This window comes from Methylobacterium sp. WSM2598 (assembly GCF_000379105.1).
GTDB lineage: Bacteria > Pseudomonadota > Alphaproteobacteria > Rhizobiales > Beijerinckiaceae > Methylobacterium.
This window is the reverse complement of sequence record NZ_KB900609.1, coordinates 4,884,201-4,903,821: the sequence shown is the minus strand read 5'-3', so window position 1 is coordinate 4,903,821 and position 19,621 is coordinate 4,884,201. Positions and strand designations below refer to the sequence as shown.

Sequence of the window (19,621 nt, the reverse complement as noted above, 5' to 3'; positions counted from 1 at the left end):
TCGCGCTCAGGGACCGCCCCAGCCTCCTGCTCGGGCTCGCCGCCGCCCTCGCCTTCGCGGCGGCGGCGCTCGGCCTGCCGGACGGGCCGCCGTGAGGGCCGGCGGCCCGGGACCTCTGCGTCGCGGGCCGGGCGCGGATCCCGGCCCGTCCGCTCCTCACAGGCGGTAGACGCTCGCGAGGAAGGCGAAGGCCGCGTTCGTGACCACGCCCCAGGTCACCAGAAGCGGCAGGGCCGCGAAGGCGGCCGGACGCGGGGCGCGCAGCATCAGGACCAGCAGGATGGGCAGCCAGTCGAGCGTGTAGCGCTGCGTGGCGATCTGCTCGGCGCCGTTCGAGTGGTAGAGCAGGGTGGTGCCGGCGATCAGGCCGATCACCGCCGCCCCCGCGGCGAAGACGCGGTCGATCCTCGCGCAGGCGGCGAGCAGGATCCACGGGCTCGACACTGCCAGCGCGACGCCGGCCTTGTCGAGTCCGATGATCTCGGTCCGGTACGGCCCCCCGAACTCGACATGCACGCCCTGGAGGAGGAGATAGACCGCGTTGAACAGCGCGTATTTGGGCGAGAAGAGCCCGATCTCGCTGAGGCGCCGCCAGATGAATCCCTGGCTGTCCGGGTTGTCGATGAAGGCGTAGCCGGTCTCGAGCGGGTTGCCGAAGCGGGCCGCATCGTAGGCGAGGACCAGGATGAGCGCGGCCGCGAGCGGGACGGCCCCGCGCGCGAGGGGGCCGGCCAGCCCGCGCAGGCCCGCGCGGAGCGGCGCCCCCGGCGGCAGCGCGACGGCCAGCAGGAAGAGCGGATACAGGATCGTCATCTGGCGGCACAGGAAGGCCAGGGCCGCGAACAGGCATGCCAGGGCGAACGAGCCCCGGCAGACGACCGCCCACAGGCTCAGGCTGGTCATCAGGAACCCGACCACCTGCGCGAAGAACCAGACGCCGTCGGCCCGCAGCGTCACCTGGAAGAGCGGGCTCGCGAAGGCGAGCGCCAGGATCAGCCAGGGCGCGTCGCGGCGATCGACGGCGAGCGCCCCGAAGATCCGGCTCCAGATCAGCAGGCTCAGCGTCGAGAGGGCGAGGCCCAGCAGCACGAATCCCTTGAAGCCCGGAAAGCCGAACCACGCCACGAACGGCATGGCGACGAGCGCCGGCAGGGGCGGAAACACGATGTAGGTGCGCCCGTCGAACCGCGCGCAGTCGATCTCCGGACAGGATTCGACCCAGACTCGGCCGTGCAGCAGGGCATCCGCCAGGGCGCCGTAGGAATTCGACCCGGCGTCGTGGAAGAGCCCCCTCCCGATCAGCATCGCGGCCATGCCGAGAGCCGCGAGGCCGGCCAGGATCGCCGGGGCGCGATGCTCCCGGTCACCGAACGGATGGTTCATCTGCCTGTCCCCGAATCCCGCGCATCACCGGAGCGCGGGACTCCGTGAGACTGCGACACGTCCTTCATAACTCTGCGTCACGGCTCGGGACAGCCCCGCGCGGGAGGCCGGGCGACGCCGTCGCGTGCGGGCCGGACGCGTCCACCCGGATCCCGCCTCCCGCGCGCGGCCGCGGCGCCCGGCTCGCCTCCACCTTTGACAACCTGCCCGCGTCCCGGGACAACCGGCAGCGGAGCGGGGCGCGGGACCGGCGGGATGGAGCGCAGACGGCTGCAACGGGTCGTGCGGGCATGGCCCATCCGCTGGCGCATCCTGGGCATCGCCGGGCTCAACTCGGCCCTCGCCCTGGTGCTGATCGGGCTGATCTGGGACGGGGCCACCGTGCTGTCGCGGGCCTGGAACGACCTGCGGCAGGTGCGCCAGTCCGAGCACCTGCTCGGCCAGCTCGACCGCGACACCGAGCGGCTGCAGAGCCTGATCCACCGCTCGATCAGCCAGGACGACCCCGACATGCTGTGGCGGATCGGCGACCTGCGCGACACGCTGATCGGCCGGCTGCGCGTGCAGGCGCGGCTCGACCCGCTCATCGCCCGGCCCTCGGAGACCCTGCGGGAGGTCACCGAGCGCTTCATCGCCGGGTTCTCGGCCCTGCGCGAGACGCGCGCCCGGATCTCGCAGATCTACGAGGGCCGCCTCGCGGGGCCGGCCCGCGAGATGTCGGGGCTCTACGCGCTCATCGAGGGGTCCGACGCGGCCGGTCAGGCGCCGATCGGGCCGCCCCTGTCGAAGTCGCGGGAATCCTTCCACGCCATGATGCTGGCGGCGAACGCCTTCTCGCTCTCGGCCGCGGAGGCCTCGGCCGCGGAGGTGCGCCGGGCCGCCGCCGCGATCCGCGGCACGGTGCCGGTGATGCGCGACCGCGCGGCGACCGACGTGCAGAGCCGCGCCCTCGACGCGCTCGACGCCCGCGCGCAGGCCGTCGAGGCGGGCGTCGCGGCGCTCACCGCCGAGTTCGCCGCCCAAGGTCGCCTGCTCAAGGAGGAGATCGACGGCAATGCCGACCGCATGACCGCCTCGATCGAGGCGATGGGCACCCATGTGCGCGCGGTCGAGCAGGCGGCCCAGGCCCGCTTCGACCGCACCCTGGAGAGCGCGGCGCTCAAGCTCGGGGGCGTGGCGCTCGCCTTCGTGGCCCTGGTGGCCGCGCTCGGCACCCTGGTGGCCCGCAGCATCAGCGACCCGCTGCGGGGCCTGAGCGGCGCCATGCTGGCGATCGCCGGGGGCGACTACGCCCGCAAGGTGCCGGGCGCCGAGGCCCGCGACGAGATCGGCGACATGGCGGCCGCCGTCGCGGTGTTCCGCGAGAACGCGCTGGCGCGGCTGCGGGCCGAGGCGGAGCTGCGCCGCGCCAAGGAGCAGGCCGAGGCCGCCCTCGCGGAGCTGCGCGAGACCCAGGCGAGCCTGATCGAGGCCGAGAAGCTCGCCGCCCTCGGCGGCCTCGTCGCCGGGGTCGCGCACGAGGTCAACAACCCGGTCGGCATCAGCCTCACCGTCGCCTCGACCCTGAGCCAGCGCTGCGAGGCCTTCGCGGCGGACCTCGCCGGCGGGCCCCTGCGCCGCTCGCAGCTCACGGGCTTCATCGAGGCCGTGCAGGAGGCCAGCAAGCAGCTCGTCGCCAACCTGATGCGGGCGGGCGACCTCGTGCAATCCTTCAAGCAGGTCGCCGTCGACCGCAGCCAGGACAACCGCCGCCGCTTCGACCTCGGCGAGACCTGCGCGCAGATCATCGCGAGCCTGCGGCCGGAACTGCGCACCGCCCGCATCGCCCTCGCCCTCGACCTGCCCCCCGGCCTCGTGATGGAGTCCTTCCCCGGCCCCCTCGGCCAGGTGCTGACGAACCTGTTCCTCAACGCCGTGCGGCACGGCTTCCCGGACGGGCGCGCGGGCACGATCCGGCTCGCGGCCGAGCCGCTGGGGTCCGACCGCGTCGTCCTCACCTTCAGCGACGACGGCGTCGGCATGAGCGAGGAGGTGGCGCGGCGGGCCTTCGAGCCCTTCTTCACCACGCGCCGGGACAGCGGCGGCACCGGGCTCGGCCTCCACCTCGCCTTCAACATCGTCACCCACCAGCTCGGCGGGCGGATCACGCTGCATGCGGCGCCCGGCGCGGGCAGCCGCTTCGTGCTGACCCTTCCGCTCGTCGCCCCCGTGCAGGAGCCCGGACGCAAGCGGCAGGCGGCGTGATGCGAACGGCTCGGCGACGATTCGAGAACGGACCCGACGGTCGCGTCGCGTGACCGTCGGGGTGAGCCGCAGGCCCCGGATGTCGGTCCGCCGCCGAGCAACGCTTCGATGAACCGGCAAATTGATTCAGATCACGGCGGCCTCATCCGCGCGATGATCCGGTGAGACCGGATCATCGAGAGGATCACCGCCATGGCGATGCGCTGCCTTCTGGTTCCGACGGGCCCCGATTGCGATGCGCGCCCGCGCCTCGACTTGGCCCTGGCGCTCAGCGACCGGCTGAAGGCGCATATCGGGCTGACCTTCCTGTCCCCGCCGGCCGAGGACGTGCTGGCGGCGATCCCCGAAGTGGCGATCGCCGCCGGGGTGACCCGCGAGCGCCTGGAGGAGGAGACGCGCGAGGCGATCGGGGCCGCGCGCGCCGCCTTCGAGACCTGGTGCACGGGGGCCGACGTGGCGGTGCGCGCCGGCGACGACGTCCGCCCGGGCGTCACCGACGCCTCCTTCACGGTGCGGCTCGGGCCGGTCGATGCCAGCCTCGCCCGGGCGGGACACCTGAGCGACCTGATCGTGATCGACCGGCCCGACTGGCAGGACCCCTTCGCGACGGTGGCCTTCGACGCCGCGGTCTTCGCCACGGGCCGGCCGGCCCTGGTGGTGCCGCCCGGCCCCGCGCCGGCCGACCCGCTGCGCAAGCTGCTGATCGCCTGGAACGGCAGCCTGGAGGGCGCGCGTGCGATCGCCCAGGCGATGCCCCTGATCGAGGCTGCCGGCGCGGTCGCGATCTTCTCCGCCCCGCGCCGGGACGAGGACGCGCAGGACGCCGCCGAACTCGCCGCCTATCTCGCCCGGCACGGCATCGCGGCCGAGCGGCTCGCGCCCCCCGACCCGACCCGCTCCGTCGGCGCCGCCCTCCTGGAAGCCGCGCAGGCGAGCGGCGCCAGCCTCCTCGTCATGGGGGCCTACACCCACAGCCGGGTGCGCCAGTTCTTCCTCGGGGGCGTCACGCGCCACGTCCTCGACCACGCCCCCCTGCCCGTGCTGATGACGCATTGACGGCGCGGGCCCGGACCCGGCCCGCATGCCGGGTCAGAACGCGGTCCGCATGCCGGGTCAGAACCCGGCCCGCACGCCCGCGAAGACGGCGCGGCCGTTGCCCGGGTAGAAGGCCGCCAGGGCCGCCGGCCCGCCCGCGACCTTGCGCGCGTCGGCGACGACCGAGATGTCCGAGACGAAGCGCTCGTCCGTCAGGTTGCGGGCGTCCAGGAACACCGACACGCCGTTCGCGACGTCGATCCCGGCTTGCAGGTTGACCAGCGCGTAGCCCGGCACGCGCAGGGTGTTGGCGTGGTCGGCGAAGGCCCCGCGCGGCACCCAGTCGAGGGAGGGGGCGACGTAGAACCCGCTCGGATGGGTGTAGCGCAGCACCGTGCGCAGCACGTCGTCCGGGATGCCGGCGATGCGCCCGTTGCCGAAGACCGGGTCGTGCAGGAAGCGGAAGTCGTTGTGCGTCCAGACCTGCCGCAGGACGAGCGCGTCGCCCTCCGCGGCGAGGTCGCGGGCGAGGTCGAGGCCGAAGGCCGCCTCGACGCCCTGGTGGCGGGTGCGCGGGGCGTTGAAGGTCGCGGCCGGGATGCCGAGCCCGGGCGCGATCGCGTAGTTGATGAGTTCGTCCCGCACCTCGGCCCGGTAGAGGGTCACGTCCCAGGACAGGCGGTCGATGCGGCCGCGCGTCCCGGCCTCGACGGTCCAGGCGCGCTGCGCGGCGAGGGGCACGAAGGTGGTCCCGAGCGCGTTCGTCTGCACGAGGTCCGAGAAGTCCGGCACGTCGCGCGAGCGGGTGACGTCGCCGAAGACCTGGATCTCCGGCAGCGGTTGCCAGAGCAGGCCGAGCTTCGGGTTGACGCCCTCGAAGGTCTCGTCGGCGAAGGCCGGGACGGCGCTCGGCGGGGCGAGCCCGCCCTTGTTGCTGTAGGTGCGGTTCGAGGAGAACAGCTTCGCCCCCGTCATCAGGGCGAGGTCGGGCAGGATCCAGAAGCGGTTCTCCGCGTAGGCCTCGTAGTTCGAGGCGCTCTGCACGGCGTCGAGCGTCTGCGCCCCGCGCCGGCCGGCCAGGTTCACGAATTGCCGGGCGGCGTTCCGCCCCGCGAAGGCGCGCAGGCCCAGCAGCAGGTCGTTGCGGTGGCCGCCGAGGTCGACGCTGCCGGCCCAGTGCGGCGCGATCCCGTAGGTCCAGCCGTCCTGGTCGATGACCTGGAAGATCGGGTGGTAGAGCGACTTGTGGATCGCCCAGGTGTCGATGTCGAGCTTGCCGACCTCGAGCACGAAGGAGGTGCGGTTGGCGATCCGCTCGGTCTCGACCTTGCGGGACTGGTTGCCGCTGAGCGCCGTCGGGCTCGCGGTCCGCGGATCGGTGAGGGCGCCGGACAGGGTCAGCGTGCCGGGCAGCTTCTGGTCGGTGAGGTAGGTCCCGAAGAAGAACCGGGTCTCGACGCCTGGCGCGAGCCGGTAGCCGAGATTGGCGTTGAGGTTGCGGGTCGCCTGCGCCTCGTGCTGCCGGTACCCGTCCGAATTCGTGACCGTGCCGTTGACCAGGATGTCGACCGGGCCGGAGATCCGCGAGACCTGGACGCTCTCCCGGACCGTGTTGAAGCTGCCGCCCTCGACGCGCAGGAGCGTGGGCGCGAGGGCGGTGTGGGCGGTGGGCGTGACGGCGTTGACGGCGCCCCCCAGGGTGGTGGCGCCGAAGGCGAACGCGTCGCCGCCCTTGTAGATCTCCAGCGAGCGCAGGGCCGGCAGGTCGATCTGGTAGAAGTCGCCGCTCCCGTCCGCGAGGTTGAACGGGATGCCGTCCTGCAGGAGCTCGATCCCGCGCAGGTGGAAGCCGCGGGCGACGCCCGAGCCGCGCACGGACAGGCGCAGCTCCTGGCCGTAGCGCTCCTGCACGGTGACGCCGGGCACGTCCCGAAGCACGTCCCGCAGCGTGTTGGCGTAGGTGTTCTGGTACTCCGCCGCATCCACGAAGCCGACCGAGCCCACGGTGGCGTTCACGGCCGCGCGCTGGGCGGCGACGCTCGGCACCGTGACGGAGCCGGAAGGCGGCGGCCCGCTCCCGGCGACGGTGATCTCGGAGAGGGCGATGGTCGTGTCGGACGTCTGGGCGAGGCCGGGACCGGCGAGCAGGACGAGCGGCAGCACCGCGGCGCGGCGGGCGGCCCGGGAACGGGGGGGCATGAGGGATCATCCGTGTCTGACAGGATCGTGGCGGGCGATCGGTCAGAGGACGGGCGGGGCTCGGGGGCCGGCGCTGATGCCGGGGGGCGCGCGGGGCTGGGCGACGGTGTCGGGCCGGTGCGGGATCGGGACGGCGCGGCGGCGCGGCCAGGCCACGGGGCTCGCCTCGGCGGGCGGCGGAGCCGCTCCGTCGAGCGCCTGGGCCGCCACGCAGCAGGCGCCGTGGTTCGGGACGGGATGGGACTTCCCCGGCCCCGGCGCCTCGGGCGCGGACGCGTCCGGCGCGCAGAGGGCGTGCGCCGCGGAGGGCATCCCGGCCGCGAGCGCTCCCCCCGCCACCGCCTGCAGGACGAGCGCGTAGAGCGCGGCCAGGGCGATGACCGCGCGCAGGATCGGCCGGCGGCGCGGCGGGGCACGCATGCGAGAGGCGTAGGTGGGCCGGCAAGAAGGTGTCAATCGCGCCGCGGCGGTCGCCGGGCGTTTCTCCCCGCCTGCGACCCGGCGGCATCTCATCCGCCATCCGGTTGATGGCTTCGCCATCTCCAATTTCGGCAATGCGGATGTCGGCTCCGCTCACGCGCCGCGCGGGCTCGTGATCCGGGATCCGATTCGATCAAGCCGATCCCGGCTCATTCCAGGCTGCTGAGGTAGCGGATGACGTCCTCGACCTGATCCGGGTCGAGGCGGAATTCCGGCATGGTCGGATGGCCCGTGGTGATGCCCTCGGCGAGGGATTCGGCGAGTTCGGCGACGGGGTAGCGGGTGTGGAGGTCGCGGAAGCGGGGCGCCTCGGGGAGCGGGCTCTCGCCCGTGCGCCCGACCGCGTGGCAGCCGGCGCAGTGGGTCCGCACGAAATTGCGCCCGCGCGTGAGGTGGGGATCCTCGACGGCCCGGGCCGGGCCGGCCGCGAGGGCGAGGCCGAGCGCGACCGCGCCGAGGACGGGGAAACGAGGGTGGACCAGGGGCATCGACCTCTCCGCGGTGAGACCCGAGACTGCGCGAGCCGGCCCGCCCGGACCTTGATTCAACGCAAGCCGCCGAGGCCGTCGGGCGAGGCCGCAGCGCCCCGCCCTCCGCTCCTGCACCGTCGTCGTGTACGAGTTGTTAACCGCTCGCTGCGACCGTGCAAACCGCTTGGGTGAGCGCCCCCGTCGCCATCTGGGGGAGGTTTCCGATCGCCGGGCAGCGGCGGCGAGACCGGCCCCGCGGGGTTCCGGGCGGCCTCCGGGCGGGCGGGCGCGCCTCCGCCTGGGGGATGCCGCGACCGGGTCGCCGGAGGGATGCGATGCGCGACGATGCCGAGACCGGTGCGGAAGCTGCGCGGGACCGGTTCGCCGAGATCGCCCGCGAACTCGCCGCCCTGCGCCCGGCCGCGCCGCCGGATCGTCGCCCGATCGCCGTCGTGGTCCCGATCTACAATGACTGGCCGGCGTTCCGGCACCTCGCGGAGGCCATCGACGCCGTCTGCGAGGCGGCCGATCTCGACGCCGAGGTCATCGTCGTCGACGACGGCTCCTGGCAGAGCGGGGAGGAGACGCTGGCGGCGCTGGCGCGGACCGCGAAGCGCGTCCGCCTGCGCCCGGCAATCCTGGTGACCAATCTCGGCCACCAGCGGGCGATCGCGGTCGGGCTCACGCTCGCGAGCGAGCGGGCCGCGGCCTACGGGGCCGTGATCGTGATGGACGGCGACGGCGAGGACCGGCCCGAGCACATCCCGCTCCTGCTGCGGGAGAGCGCGGCGCATCCGGAGGCGATCGTCTGCGTGCGGCGCGGGCGGCGCTTCGAGGGCCTGCGCTTCGCCATCGGCTACGCGGCCTTCAAGGCGGCGTTCGCCCTCGCCACCGGCAAGACGATCGATTTCGGCCATTACTGCGTGATCCCGCCGCGCGCGCTGACGCGCCTCGTGCACAGCCCGGCCCTGTGGAGCCACTTCGCCGCGGCGCTGCTGCGCGCGGGCGTGCCGCTGCACCGCGTCCGCCTCGACCGGGGGGTGCGCTACGCCGGGCGCTCCAGCATGAACCTGACCTCGCTGATCCGCCACGGGCTCAACGCCATCGCGGTCTTCGAGGACGTCTGCCTGGTGCGCCTGCTGATCGCGCTCGGGGTCTTCTCGGCCGGGATCTGCGCGGCGCTGATCGGCGTCGTGGCGGTCCGCTTCGGCACGGACCTGGCGATCCCGGGCTGGGCGACGAGCGCCGCCGGGCTGCTGCTCGTGGCCCTGCTCCAGGCGGCGCTGCTGGCCATCACCTCGGCGGCCTCGCACCTCAACCGCCGCTCCCTGTCCGAGATGGTGCCCGCCCGGGACGCGGCGCGCTTCCTCGGTCCGGCGGCCCCGCGCGGCGGCGCCCAGCCGCTTCCCCCATCCGGAGAGACGACGTGGAAGGCAGCATCCTGAGCCAGGGCGACTACGTCGGCACCGAACTCGACCTCTTCTCCGCCGCCACGACCTGGAAGGCCTACTGGTCGGGCGAGATCGCCCCCTTCCTGCGCGGGCGCGTGCTCGACGTGGGAGCGGGCCTCGGGGCGACCGCCGAGATCCTCGGCCGGCACCCGGCCGTGACCGAGTGGACCTGCCTCGAACCCGACCGGGGCTTCGCCGCCGCCCTCGCGGCGAAGCTGGCGGAGGGCCGGCTCGCCCCCCACACCCGCATCCGCCGGGGCACGCTCGCCGGCGCGGCGGCCGCGGGCCCCTACGACGCGATCCTCTACGTCGACGTCCTCGAACATATCCGCGAGGATCGGGACGAACTCGCGCGCGCCGCCGCCTGCCTGGCGCCGGGCGGCAGCCTGGTGGTGCTGGCCCCGGCCCACCCGGCGCTGTTCTCGCCCTTCGACGCCGCGATCGGGCACGAGCGGCGCTACACCCGCGCCAGCCTGCGGGCCGCCGGCCCGGACGGGCTCGCCCTGACGCGCCTGCGCTACCTCGACAGCGTCGGCCTCCTCGCCTCCCTGGCCAACCGCGCGCTCCTGCGCCAGGCGATGCCGACGGCCGGGCAGATCGCCGTCTGGGACCGCCTGATGGTGCCGCTCTCGCGGCGGATCGATCCGCTCCTCTTCCACCGGGCGGGCAAGTCCATCCTGGCGGTGTGGGCGCGATGAGGATGCAGGGCAGCCTCCTGGCCGGCGCGCCGCCGGCCGCCATCCCCCTCCCCGCGCGGCGGGCCGGGATCCGGGCGGAGCTCGGCGGCGCCGTGCTCGCCGGCCTGCTGGCGGCCGCGACCGGGGCGCTCCCCCTGCTGCACGATCCGGGCTTCTACTTCACCGACGATTGCCAGACCTACTTCCTCCCGGGCTTCCTCGAGATCGCCCGGCTGATCAAGGCCGGGGAATGGCCGGTCCTGACGCCCCGCCTGTTCCAGGGCGGCTCGCTCCTCGCCGAGTACCAGTACGCGCTCCTCAATCCGGTCTGCCTGCTGCTCTACCTCCTGCTCGACGGCTTCGAGCGCCTCGATCGCGCCGCCGCCTTCTACGCCCTCACGCATCTGGGCCTGCTCGGCGCGGGCCTCTACGCCCTGGCGCGCAGCGTCGGCACCGCGCGCCCCTTCGCGGTGCTGGCCGGCCTGACCGGCGCCACCTGCCTGGGGATGATCTACTGGGGCGCCTCCACCTGGGTCCCGGGCCTCGTCAGCACGGCCTGGCTCGGCTTCGCGGCCGCGCTCCTGATGCGGGCGCGGGAGGAGGCCCGCTTCGTCGCCCCCGCGGCGCTCGCCGTCTTCCTCGTGGTGGCGAGCGGCTGGCCCTTCGCGGACGCGGCCCTGCTCGCCGGGATCGGCACCGGCGTGCTGATCGTGCTGCAGAGCGGCGCGGGGCTCCGCTCCTGCGCCCGGGTCGTGCTGGCGGCCGGCCTCGGCTTCGCCCTCGCCGCCCCGGCCTGGATGCCGCTCGCGGCCGCCATCGGCAGCACCGCGCGGGTCGCCGAGGCCTTCTACCCGCACATGCTGCAGGCGCCCCTGCCGACGCTCCTCGCCATCGGGGCGCCGCTCTTCCCGCAGATCTGGGTCAGCTTCTGGGGACCCGAGATCGTCGCCTCCCCGCCGATGCACTACGTCGGCTGGTGGATCCCGGTCGCGCTGCTCCATGGCAGCTGGAGCCGCCTGAGGACGCCGGCGGGGACCGGCGCCGCCATCCTGCTCGCCGTGACCCTGGCGCTCGGCCTGCTGGCGACGGCCCCGGGCGTCTCGCAGCTGCGCTGGACCTTCCGCTTCCTGCCCTATTTCCAGATCGGCTGCGCGGTGGTCGCCGCGTGGTTCCTGGCCCAGCCCGGTCACCGCTGGTCCTCCAGCCCGACCGTGATCCTGGTCCTGGCGACCGCGGTGATCGCGTCCTTCCAGTCCGTGGCCCTCGCCAAGCTCAATCTCGTCTTCGCGCTCGTGGTCCTGGCGGCGGCGCTGGCGGTGCTGCGGGCGGGCGGCCCGCGGACCCGGGCGGGGCTCCTGGCGATCGGGATCAGCCACGTCGTCCTGTTCGCGCTGCTGACGCGCGTCTTCCCGCATAACGGACTCGTGCCGGAGTGGACTCCGCCCGCGAGCCGGGAGGCCTACCGGGGCGAGCCGCTGCGGAACGGCGACGCGGCGCTGCTGCTGTTCGAGCGGCCGCTCTTCACGCATCGCGAGGTCGGCGGCACCCCGTCCGGCCTGTTCCGGGTCTTCCCGCACGGCAATATGGGCCTGCTCACCGCCTCGGCCTCGATCGCCGGCTACTCGCCGATGCGGGCCAAGGGCTTCGACGACCTCTGCCTCGACTATATCGGGGCGAGCTGTCCGGAGGTGGTCGATCTCTGGACCCGCCCCGATCCGGTGAGCGGGGGCAGCACCCTCGATCTCGCCCGGGTGACCCGCGTGACCGCGCAGGCCGGCGCCCGGGCGGACGCCTTCGCGGCCTTCGCCGGGCCCGGCTGGACGCGGCGGCCGGTCGAGGGAGGCAGCGTGTTCGAGCGGGCCGGCGCGGGGGACCTGCCCGGCACCCTCTCGCGCCTGCCCGCCGGGACGGTGCTCACCGCCGCCTCCGAGGGCGCCCGCGAGGGCCGGTACGAGATGCGGGGCGAGGGCGGGCGCGTGGTCTGGGCGCGGGCCTGGTACCCGGGCTACGAGGCCAGCTGGAACGGGCAGCCCCTCGCCGTCGAGATCGTGAACGGCATCCTGTGCGCGGCGGTGGTCCCGGCCGGGCCGGGCGTGCTGACGCTGCGCTACCGGCCGGCAGGTTTCCTGCCGGGGCTCGCCCTGGCGACGCTCGCCCTCGGCGCGACGGCCGCGTTCGCCCTGCGGTCCCGGCGCGGCGCCTGAGCGACGCCGACAGCCGCATTGCCGACATGGGAGATGGCGAAGCCATCAACCGGATGGCGCAGGCGCGCGCCGGGCCCGGGCTTCCCCGCCGGCCGGCCGCCGACGCCGCCCGCTCAGGCGGCGGCGATCGCCTGGAGGCGGTCGCGGTCCAGCACCCGTACCCCGTCCGGGACGACCAGGATCACCCGGTCGCGGGCGAGCTTCGAGAAGGTCCGGCTCACCGTCTCCAGGGTCAGGCCGAGGTAATCGGCGATGTCCTGGCGGGTCATCGGCAGGGCGAGCGTCACGCCCCTGCGTCCGAGGCGGCAGAGCCGCTCGCGCAGGGCGACCAGGAAGGCCGCCACCTTCTCCTCCGCGGTCCGGCGGCCGAGCAGCACCATGTGGTCCTGGGCCAGGGACAATTCGTGGGTCGCCGCCTCGTGCAGCCGACGCAGCAGGTGCGGCTTGTCGTCGACGAGTTGCGTGAAGGCGGCGCGGTCGAACCGGCAGGCCGCGACCGGCTCCACCGCGTCGGCCGAGAAGGCGTAGCGGTCCGAGAGGGCGAGCCCCATGAAATCGCCCGGCAGGAGGAAGCCGATGATCTGGCGGCGCCCGTCCGCGAGCAGGCGGTAGAGGCGCACCGTGCCCTCGGTGATGTTGTAGACATGCGTCGCCGGGTCGCCCTGCATGGCGATCGCCGCCTTGGCGGCGAAATCGGCGTCGGCGGCCAGCGCTTCGAGGAGGTCGAGTTCTCCCGCGTCCAGGGCGGCGCAGATGCTGACGCTGCGCACCCGGCAGGCGGCGCAGCGCGTGTCGAGGCGGCCCTGCGGACAGGTCGCTCCTTCGGTCCAGCCGGGACATTCGGCAGGCGAGGGCGGAAAGGCGTTCGCCGACATTGAATCTCGCGAGTCGGTGGCACGGATGACGGTCCCGTCGTGGAGTTGTAGATGAGCAAGCCTCACCGCGTCACTCCCCCGACGGCGCGTCGCATGCTCGCGCGGCAGCACTGCCCCAGCGATGCCGGGCTTGATCCTGGTCAAGGACGCGACCGCCTGAACCGCCCGACAATCATGGCCTTCGCGGGTGGCCGGAGTGACCGAGTGGAGATCGACGACCATTTCTCGGCGCGTCTCCTGTGCGACTCGGAGGCGACCGGCGGGCAGGCCCTGCGGCGGGCCTTCGCCCTGGTCCGTCTCTGCGAGCCGGGGGCCGATGCGCGGCGCTGGGCCGCGCTGGTGCGGCACTATCGCCGCCGGGCGCCCGGGCGCGCCGGGCTGATGATGCTGGAGGACGCGCGCGGCTACGCCCACGCGGTATTCTGCTACGCCGTGGACGACGCGCCGCGCCTGCACGGCCTCGGCGCGCCCTCGCCCCAGAAAGTGCTGCGCGTGCGCGACGTCGTCGCCGCCCATCTCGGCGGGCCGCGCGTCGAGACGGCGCTGCGATCCTGCGCGACGCACCTCGCCGGGCGGCTCGGCTGCGCCTCGGTCGCCTTCGACGCGCCGGCCGGCCCCTGAAGCCGGCCGAACCGCCCTGCACTCAAGCCGCCCTGCACCCAAGCCGCCCTGCACCCAAGCCGCCCTGCACTCAAGCCGCCCTGCACTCAAGCCGCCCTGCACTCAAGCCGCCCTGCACTCAAGCCGCCCGGCGGGGCGCGTCGCGCGGGCCGTCCGCCGGCAGGGTCTTGATCTGAATCAGGGCATCCGCCGTCCCGCCCCGTCATCGTGGCGCACCGAGGGAATGCCAGGAAGGGGAGCGGCCATGGACGCGCAGGATGGCACGGGCTGCGAGGGCACGCCGATCGAGCTTCCGCATTGCCGGGCGAAGCCGGACTGCGCCCGGCTCGAGCCGGTTCGCGCGGCGGCCCTCGTCGCGCGCTACGGGCAGCCGGTCCCGCGCTACACCTCCTACCCGACCGCGGCCCAGTTCACGGGCGCGACGGGACCGGCCGAGCACGCCGCCTGGCTCGCCGCCCTCCCGCCGGCCGAGCCGGTCTCGCTCTATCTCCACGTGCCCTTCTGCGACCAGCTCTGCTGGTACTGCGGCTGCCACACCAGCGTGGTCCATCGGCGCGGGCCGATCGAGGATTACGTGGCGACGCTGACCCGGGAGATCGGCCTCGTCGCCGAGGCCCTGCCGGCCCGGCTCGCCGCCGGGGCCGTGCATTTCGGCGGCGGCACGCCCAACCTGCTCGCGCCCGGCGACCTCGCCGCCGTGGTCGAGGCCCTGCGCCGGCATTTCACCCTGTCGCCGGACACGGCCTTCGCGGCGGAACTCGACCCGCGCCTCCTCACCGAGGCCTGGATCACGACCGCCTGCGGCCTCGGCCTCAACCGGGCGAGCCTCGGCGTGCAGGACCTCGACCCGCAGGTACAGGCGGCCATCAACCGCCGCCAGCCCTTCTCGATGGTGGCGTGGTCGGTCGAGCATCTGCGCCGGGCGGGCGTGGGCTCGATCAACCTCGACCTGATGTACGGGCTGCCCCATCAGACCACCAAGGGGCTCCTCTCCACCATCGACCAGGTCGCGGCGCTGCGGCCGGAGCGGATCGCCCTGTTCGGCTACGCGCACGTGCCCTGGATGAAGCCGGCCCAGCGCCTGATCCCCGACCACGCCCTGCCGGGACCGGTGGGGCGGCTGGAGCAGCAGCGGGAGGCCGCCGCCCGCCTGCAGGATCTCGGCTACGTGCGCATCGGCCTCGACCACTTCGCCTGGCCGGACGACGCCCTGGCGGAGGTCGCCGCGGCGGGCCGCCTGCGGCGCAACTTCCAGGGCTATACGGAGGATGCGGCCGAGACCGTGATCGGCTTCGGCGCCTCGGCGATCAGCCATCTTCCGGCCGGCTACGCGCAGAACCACGCGGGCGTGCCCGCGTGGCGCGAGCGGATCCTGGCCGGCGACCTGCCCACCGCCCGCGGGCTCGCGGTCGGCGCCGCCGACCGCCTGCGCGGCGCCGTGATCGAGCGGCTGATGTGCGACTTCGCGGTCGACCTGCGCCGGCTCTGCGCGCTGCACGACACGAGCGTCCCGGCCCTGGTCTCGGGCACGATGCGGGCCCGCCTGGAGGAGTTCGCCCGCGACGGCCTCGTGCGGCTGTTCGCGAGCGGCACCGGGCCCGATTCCCTCGACGGCATCGCCGTGACCGAGACGGGCCGCTCCTTCGTGCGCAGCGTCTGCGCGGTCTTCGACCGGCACCTCGTGCCGGCGCCGGAGCGTCACGCGGCGGCCGTCTGATCCGGGACCCGCTTGATCAAAGCGGGTCCCGGATCACGAGCCTGCGCGGCGCCTGAGCGAAGCCGACATCCGCATTGCCGAAATTGCAGATGGCGAAGCCATCAACCGGATGGCGGATGAGCAGCATTCGCCGAAATTCGCCGAAGCGGTCGCCGGTTCGGCGGCGTCGGGCTCGTCCCGACGCGCGCCCCGGCCAAACCCTCGGCCCGATCCTCGCCCTCTCCGTCGGGCATGGGCGCCTCCGGCGGGGGGACGCGGACGATCCCGGGCGGCCCCCGCTTGCTTCGCCGGGCCTGCCCCGATCCGAGCCAGCCGGACCGCGCCGGCCTTGACCCCGCGTTAACGCCGCTGCGCGCAATCTCCCGGCATGCGTCGTGGCCTCGTTGCGTTCTCAGCCTTCACGCTCTTCAGCCTGGGGCTCACCGGATGCGCGCTCAAACCCTTTGAGCAGCGCGAACCCTGGCGTACGGAGGCCGAGGAGGCCTGCCTCGCCCGCGGCCTCGTCAAGCCGACCGAGGACATCGTCCCCGTGAAGGAGATCGACGGGCCGGGAATCTGCGGGATGGTGCATCCGTTCCGCGTCACCCGGCTCGCGGGCGGCACGGTCGCGCTCAAGCAGCGCATGACGCTCGCCTGCCCGATGATCCCGGAGGTGGAGGCGTGGCTCGCCGCCACGGTTCAGCCGGCCGCGCAGCTGTATTTCGGCCAGCCGGTGGTGGAGATCAATTCCGGCTCCTATTCCTGCCGCGGCCGCAACAATCAGGTCGGTGCGAAGCTCTCGGAGCATTCCTTCGGCAACGCGGTCGACGTGATGTCCTTCCGGCTCGCGGACGGTTCCGTGGTGACGGTGAAGGGCGGCTGGCGCGGCAGCGAGGCCGAGCAGGGCTTCCTGCGCGAGGTCTTCCTGGGGGCCTGCAACCACTTCACCACGGTGCTGGCGCCGGGGTCGAACGTCTACCACTACGACCACCTGCACCTCGACCTCGCCCGCCACGACCCGCGCGGGCTGCGGCGGATCTGCAAGCCCCTGATCAAGTTCCAGTCGCAGCTGCCGCCGCCCGGCTCGCCCCTGTCGCCGATCCGCAAGAAGCCGCCGGCGTGGCAGCCCGCGCCCGATCCGGCGCCGATCGACGTCGAGGAGGACGATCCCTACGGCGTGTCGCCGATGAGCCGGCGCGAGAGCCCGGGCCAGACCCGCGTCGTCCGCGCGCCGGCCCCCCCGCCCGTGCAGGCCTACGCGCCGCGGCCGGCGCCGACCCGCAGCGCCGCCGCGCAGGAGCCGCCCGTGGCGCCGGGCTTCGGCCCGGCGGCGCGGGCGATTTCCGCGCCGCTGCCGCTCAATTCTCCCGCTTGGTCGTCCGGACCGATCTACTGACGGCGGCGCCGCCGAGATCCTCCACCACGGCGCGGCGCTCCGCCTCGCTCTCGGCGAGGCGGTGGACGTGCATCTCGTTCGCGCCCCGGGAGCGCACCCGGGCGACGAAGCCGCGCAGCCGCTCGCGCGGGCTGTCCTCGGTGGTCGCCACGTCGAGGAGCTCCGCCAGCCCCTCCCGGTCCCGGCGCACGGCCAGCACCACGGCCTCGCCGATCTCGGCCGCGTCCGCGTCGAGGTCGTGGATGCCGACCACGTAGCGGCGGCCCGACCGCCCCCGCCACGCGCTCAGGCTCAGGGCCGGGGTGCCCCGCAGGGACGACGCCGCTCTCAACCGCTCCTCGCGCACCTCCGACCTCCTCGACCGATCCGTTTCGATGTCCCGCATCGCCGCCGACCAGGACAGGGCTCGTCTGTTCGCCATTTGTTCTATCCTAACCGTGGCGCGCGACGCGGGTCAAGCGTCGCGCGGTCGCCTCGAGAGATGGGGAGCGGCGGACGGGCGCGCAATGCGGGGGGCGGGGCGACGCCGCCGCGGGGGCGAGGTCGCCGGCCTCGGCGGGCGACGGCCCGGGGCCTCGCGGCCCCGGACCCGCTCAGGTCACCAGCGGTGATGCCAGCCGGCATGGCGCCAGCCGCCGTGCCAGCCCCACGGGCGGTGGTAGAACCCGGCCCCGTGCCAGTAGGGCCGATGCCAGTAGGGCCGATGCCAGCCGCCGTACCACCCTGCCCGGTGCCAGTAGGGCCGGTACCAGCCGACGCGGTGCCAGCGCGGGCCGCCATAGACGACCGGCCCGTAGAAGCGCGGCCCGTAGAAGTTCGGGCGGCAGAAGCCGTAGAAGTCCCGGTGAAAGCCCGGACCGCAGCCGTCGCGGGCCTCGGCCACGGTCCCGGTGCCGACCAGCGTTCCCAAGGCGAGAGCCGCCGCACCTGCCAGTTTCCAGCGCATCGTCTCCTCCTGTCGAGGATCCGAAACCCCGCCGCACCGACGCGGCCGGAGCCGGATCGCGATCAGTCAAGCCGTCTCGCATGATTCCGCCCCTCATGGGGCGAACATGCATGAATGTCGCTGCCGGCCGGGGCGTTCCGACATTACGGAATTGTCATGCGGGGACCTCGCCGCCTCTGCGCGAGGTGTCCGCGAGGAGCGCCGCGGAGGCGGTCTCGATCCGCTCCTGGATCAGCGCGAAGGCGGTCTCGCGCACGATCCCGGGCGGGATCGGCGGCAGGAAGGCGATCACGGCGGTGCCCGGGTGGCGGTGCAGGCTGTTGCGCGGCCAGACCAGCCCGGTGTTGAGGGCGACGGGCAGGCAGGGCACGGCGAGGCGGTCGTAGAGATGCGCCACCCCGAACTTGTAGGCGGGCGGGGCGCCGGGCGGGCGGCGGGTGCCTTCCGGGAAGATGATCAGCTGGCGCCCCTGCGCCATGGCGCCGGCCGCCTCCTCGCTCATCAGGGCGAGCGCCCGCGAGCCCTTCCGGCGGTCGATCGGCACCATCTCGCCGCGGGAGAGGTACCAGCCGAACAGGGGCAGCCAGAGCAATTCGCGCTTCAGGATGTAGGTGAAGTTCGGCAGGACCGTCGTGAGCGCGATGGTCTCCAGCGCCGATTGGTGCTTGGCCGCGACGATGATCCCGCCCGGCGGGATGTGCTCCAGGCCGCGGAACTCGACCCGGATGCCGACGATCCGTTCCAGCAGCCACAGGGTCACCCGGGCCCAGGTCTGGGCGAGGCGCAGCACGAGCCGGCGGGAGACGAGGCAGAAGAGCCCGCCGATCAGCATCGCGGCGGTCAAGGCGTAGAAGGCGACGTTGAACGCCAGCGAGCGGAGGAGGAGCATGGTCGATCCCGGACGCCGCGCGGCGTGGTGCTGGGGCGCGGCGCGGCCTCCCTTATCGCGCCGGCCGGGCGGGGGCCACTCCCGGCGGGCGAGCGGCCGGGCGGGTGTCCTTCCGGCCACACCGGCCAAGAGAATGGGCGGCAAGGCGAGGCGCTCCCAGAGGGGCGGGCCCCGCGGCCGGGCCGGAGGAGACCGGGGACGGGTTTTCGGTGCGGCATCATTCCTTTACCGCAGGATGACTCACATTTCGGGCCGGACCGGCGCGGTCCGGTGCGTTCCTGAGAGCCCCGCGAGTTCGCATGTCCCCTCCCCTCTCCCTGGCGCCCATCGTGGTGTTCGATCTCGACGGCACGCTCGCCGAGACGGCGAGCGACCTCATCGGCACGCTCAACGTGATCCTGGCGCGCGAGGGCCTGCCGCCGGCGGATGTGGGGCGGGCGCGGGACCTGATCGGGGCGGGCGCCAAGGCGATGCTCGCGCGCGGCTTCGCGGCCGCGGGCCGGGAGCTGACGCCGGAGCGGCTGGAGGCGCTGTTCCGGGTCTTCCTGGCCCATTACGGCGCGCATCTCTGCGAGAGCTCCTTCCTGTTCCCGGGCGCGGCGGCGGCGCTCGACCGGCTGGCGGGGGCGGGCTACCGGCTCGCGGTCTGCACCAACAAGGTGGAGGCGCATTCGGTGGAGCTGCTGCGGGCGCTCGGCGTCGCGGACCGCTTCGCGGCGATCTGCGGGCGCGACACCTTCCCGTGGTTCAAGCCGGACCCGCGCCACCTCACCGAGACGATCGCGCGGGCGGGCGGCGACCCGGCCCGGGCGGTGATGGTGGGGGATTCCCGCACCGACATCGTGACCGCGCAGGCGGCCGGCATCCCGGTCGTGGCGGTGCCCTTCGGCTACACGGACGTGCCGGTGGAGGATCTGGGCCCCGACCTCGTCATCGGCCATTTCGACGCGCTGTTCGACGCCGTGCAGCACCTGCGCACCCGCACCCGCTCGGCGGCGTGACCGCCGCTCGGCGGCGTGACCGCCGCTCGGGGCGGCCCCGCCCGGCGGCGCCGG

Annotated in this window: 17 protein-coding genes; 9 read left to right on the top strand and 8 right to left on the bottom strand. The window is 74.1% G+C overall.

The features are described from left to right. Positions 1-156: 156 nt before the first annotated feature. The gene (locus tag MET2598_RS0123180; protein WP_018262547.1) at positions 157-1,383 is read right to left on the bottom strand and encodes a hypothetical protein; all 1,227 of its coding nucleotides are present in this window, start codon (positions 1,381-1,383) and stop codon (positions 157-159) included. Between the two features lie 255 nt (positions 1,384-1,638). Here MET2598_RS0123180 and MET2598_RS0123175 point away from each other — a divergent pair, with 255 nt between their 5' ends. Beyond that, a complete protein-coding gene (locus tag MET2598_RS0123175; protein ID WP_012330904.1) occupies positions 1,639-3,627 on the top strand; it encodes a sensor histidine kinase in 1,989 nt (662 codons plus the stop codon). 192 nt (positions 3,628-3,819) lie between these two features. Continuing rightward, on the top strand, positions 3,820-4,683 hold the full coding sequence (locus MET2598_RS0123170; RefSeq protein WP_018262546.1) for a universal stress protein: 864 nt from the start codon (positions 3,820-3,822) through the stop codon (positions 4,681-4,683). 57 nt (positions 4,684-4,740) lie between these two features. Here MET2598_RS0123170 and MET2598_RS0123165 read toward each other — a convergent pair whose 3' ends face one another. From MET2598_RS0123165 to MET2598_RS0123155, 3 genes are all read right to left on the bottom strand, one after another. Further along, positions 4,741-6,861, bottom strand: a complete 2,121-nt coding sequence (locus tag MET2598_RS0123165; RefSeq protein WP_018262545.1) for a TonB-dependent receptor family protein — start codon at positions 6,859-6,861, stop codon at positions 4,741-4,743. Positions 6,862-6,903: 42 nt separating this feature from the next. Further along, on the bottom strand, positions 6,904-7,281 hold the full coding sequence (locus tag MET2598_RS0123160; RefSeq protein ID WP_018262544.1) for a hypothetical protein: 378 nt from the start codon (positions 7,279-7,281) through the stop codon (positions 6,904-6,906). Positions 7,282-7,490: 209 nt separating this feature from the next. Then, the gene (locus MET2598_RS0123155; RefSeq protein ID WP_012330908.1) at positions 7,491-7,829 is read right to left on the bottom strand and encodes a c-type cytochrome; all 339 of its coding nucleotides are present in this window, start codon (positions 7,827-7,829) and stop codon (positions 7,491-7,493) included. Between the two features lie 317 nt (positions 7,830-8,146). Between MET2598_RS0123155 and MET2598_RS0123150 the strand changes: the two genes are divergently transcribed. The 3 genes from MET2598_RS0123150 to MET2598_RS0123140 are packed head-to-tail and all read left to right on the top strand — an operon-like array spanning position 8,147 to position 12,143. Then, positions 8,147-9,256 (top strand): glycosyltransferase family 2 protein, encoded by a 1,110-nt coding sequence (locus MET2598_RS0123150; protein ID WP_018262543.1) that lies wholly within the window; start codon positions 8,147-8,149, stop codon positions 9,254-9,256. After that, the gene (locus tag MET2598_RS0123145) at positions 9,238-9,960 is read left to right on the top strand and encodes a class I SAM-dependent methyltransferase (RefSeq protein ID WP_018262542.1); all 723 of its coding nucleotides are present in this window, start codon (positions 9,238-9,240) and stop codon (positions 9,958-9,960) included. Before MET2598_RS0123150 ends, MET2598_RS0123145 begins: the two co-directional genes overlap by 19 nt. Continuing rightward, positions 9,957-12,143 (top strand): hypothetical protein, encoded by a 2,187-nt coding sequence (locus MET2598_RS0123140; protein ID WP_236728800.1) that lies wholly within the window; start codon positions 9,957-9,959, stop codon positions 12,141-12,143. Before MET2598_RS0123145 ends, MET2598_RS0123140 begins: the two co-directional genes overlap by 4 nt. Positions 12,144-12,256: 113 nt before the next feature. Here MET2598_RS0123140 and MET2598_RS0123135 read toward each other — a convergent pair whose 3' ends face one another. Continuing rightward, a complete protein-coding gene (locus tag MET2598_RS0123135; RefSeq protein WP_018262540.1) occupies positions 12,257-13,018 on the bottom strand; it encodes a helix-turn-helix domain-containing protein in 762 nt (253 codons plus the stop codon). 204 nt (positions 13,019-13,222) lie between these two features. On the opposite strand from MET2598_RS0123135, the gene MET2598_RS0123130 reads away from it, so the two are divergent. The 3 genes from MET2598_RS0123130 (at position 13,223) to MET2598_RS0123115 (ending at position 16,731) form a co-directional block, all read left to right on the top strand. After that, entirely contained in the window at positions 13,223-13,639 is a 417-nt protein-coding gene (locus MET2598_RS0123130; RefSeq protein ID WP_018262539.1) for a hypothetical protein, read from the top strand. Between the two features lie 244 nt (positions 13,640-13,883). Next, on the top strand, positions 13,884-15,356 hold the full coding sequence (gene hemN / locus MET2598_RS0123125) for an oxygen-independent coproporphyrinogen III oxidase (protein ID WP_018262538.1): 1,473 nt from the start codon (positions 13,884-13,886) through the stop codon (positions 15,354-15,356). Positions 15,357-15,723: 367 nt separating this feature from the next. After that, positions 15,724-16,731, top strand: coding sequence for an extensin-like domain-containing protein (locus tag MET2598_RS0123115; RefSeq protein ID WP_018262536.1), 1,008 nt, complete (start codon positions 15,724-15,726; stop codon positions 16,729-16,731). Here the strand turns inward: MET2598_RS0123115 and MET2598_RS0123110 are convergent. The 3 genes from MET2598_RS0123110 to MET2598_RS0123100 form a co-directional block, all read right to left on the bottom strand. Next, a complete protein-coding gene (locus MET2598_RS0123110) occupies positions 16,694-17,152 on the bottom strand; it encodes a hypothetical protein (RefSeq protein ID WP_012330917.1) in 459 nt (152 codons plus the stop codon). The two genes, MET2598_RS0123115 and MET2598_RS0123110, sit on opposite strands and share 38 nt — an antisense overlap. A 177-nt stretch (positions 17,153-17,329) precedes the next feature. Further along, positions 17,330-17,677: a GCG_CRPN prefix-to-repeats domain-containing protein gene (locus tag MET2598_RS0123105; RefSeq protein ID WP_012330918.1), complete on the bottom strand. Its 348-nt coding sequence runs from the start codon at positions 17,675-17,677 to the stop codon at positions 17,330-17,332. A 154-nt stretch (positions 17,678-17,831) separates the two neighbouring features. Continuing rightward, complete coding sequence (locus MET2598_RS0123100; protein ID WP_012330919.1) at positions 17,832-18,566, bottom strand: lysophospholipid acyltransferase family protein; 735 nt, start codon at positions 18,564-18,566, stop codon at positions 17,832-17,834. A gap of 299 nt (positions 18,567-18,865) precedes the next feature. Between MET2598_RS0123100 and MET2598_RS0123095 the strand changes: the two genes are divergently transcribed. Continuing rightward, entirely contained in the window at positions 18,866-19,567 is a 702-nt protein-coding gene (locus MET2598_RS0123095) for an HAD family hydrolase (protein ID WP_012330920.1), read from the top strand. Positions 19,568-19,621: the final 54 nt, after the last annotated feature.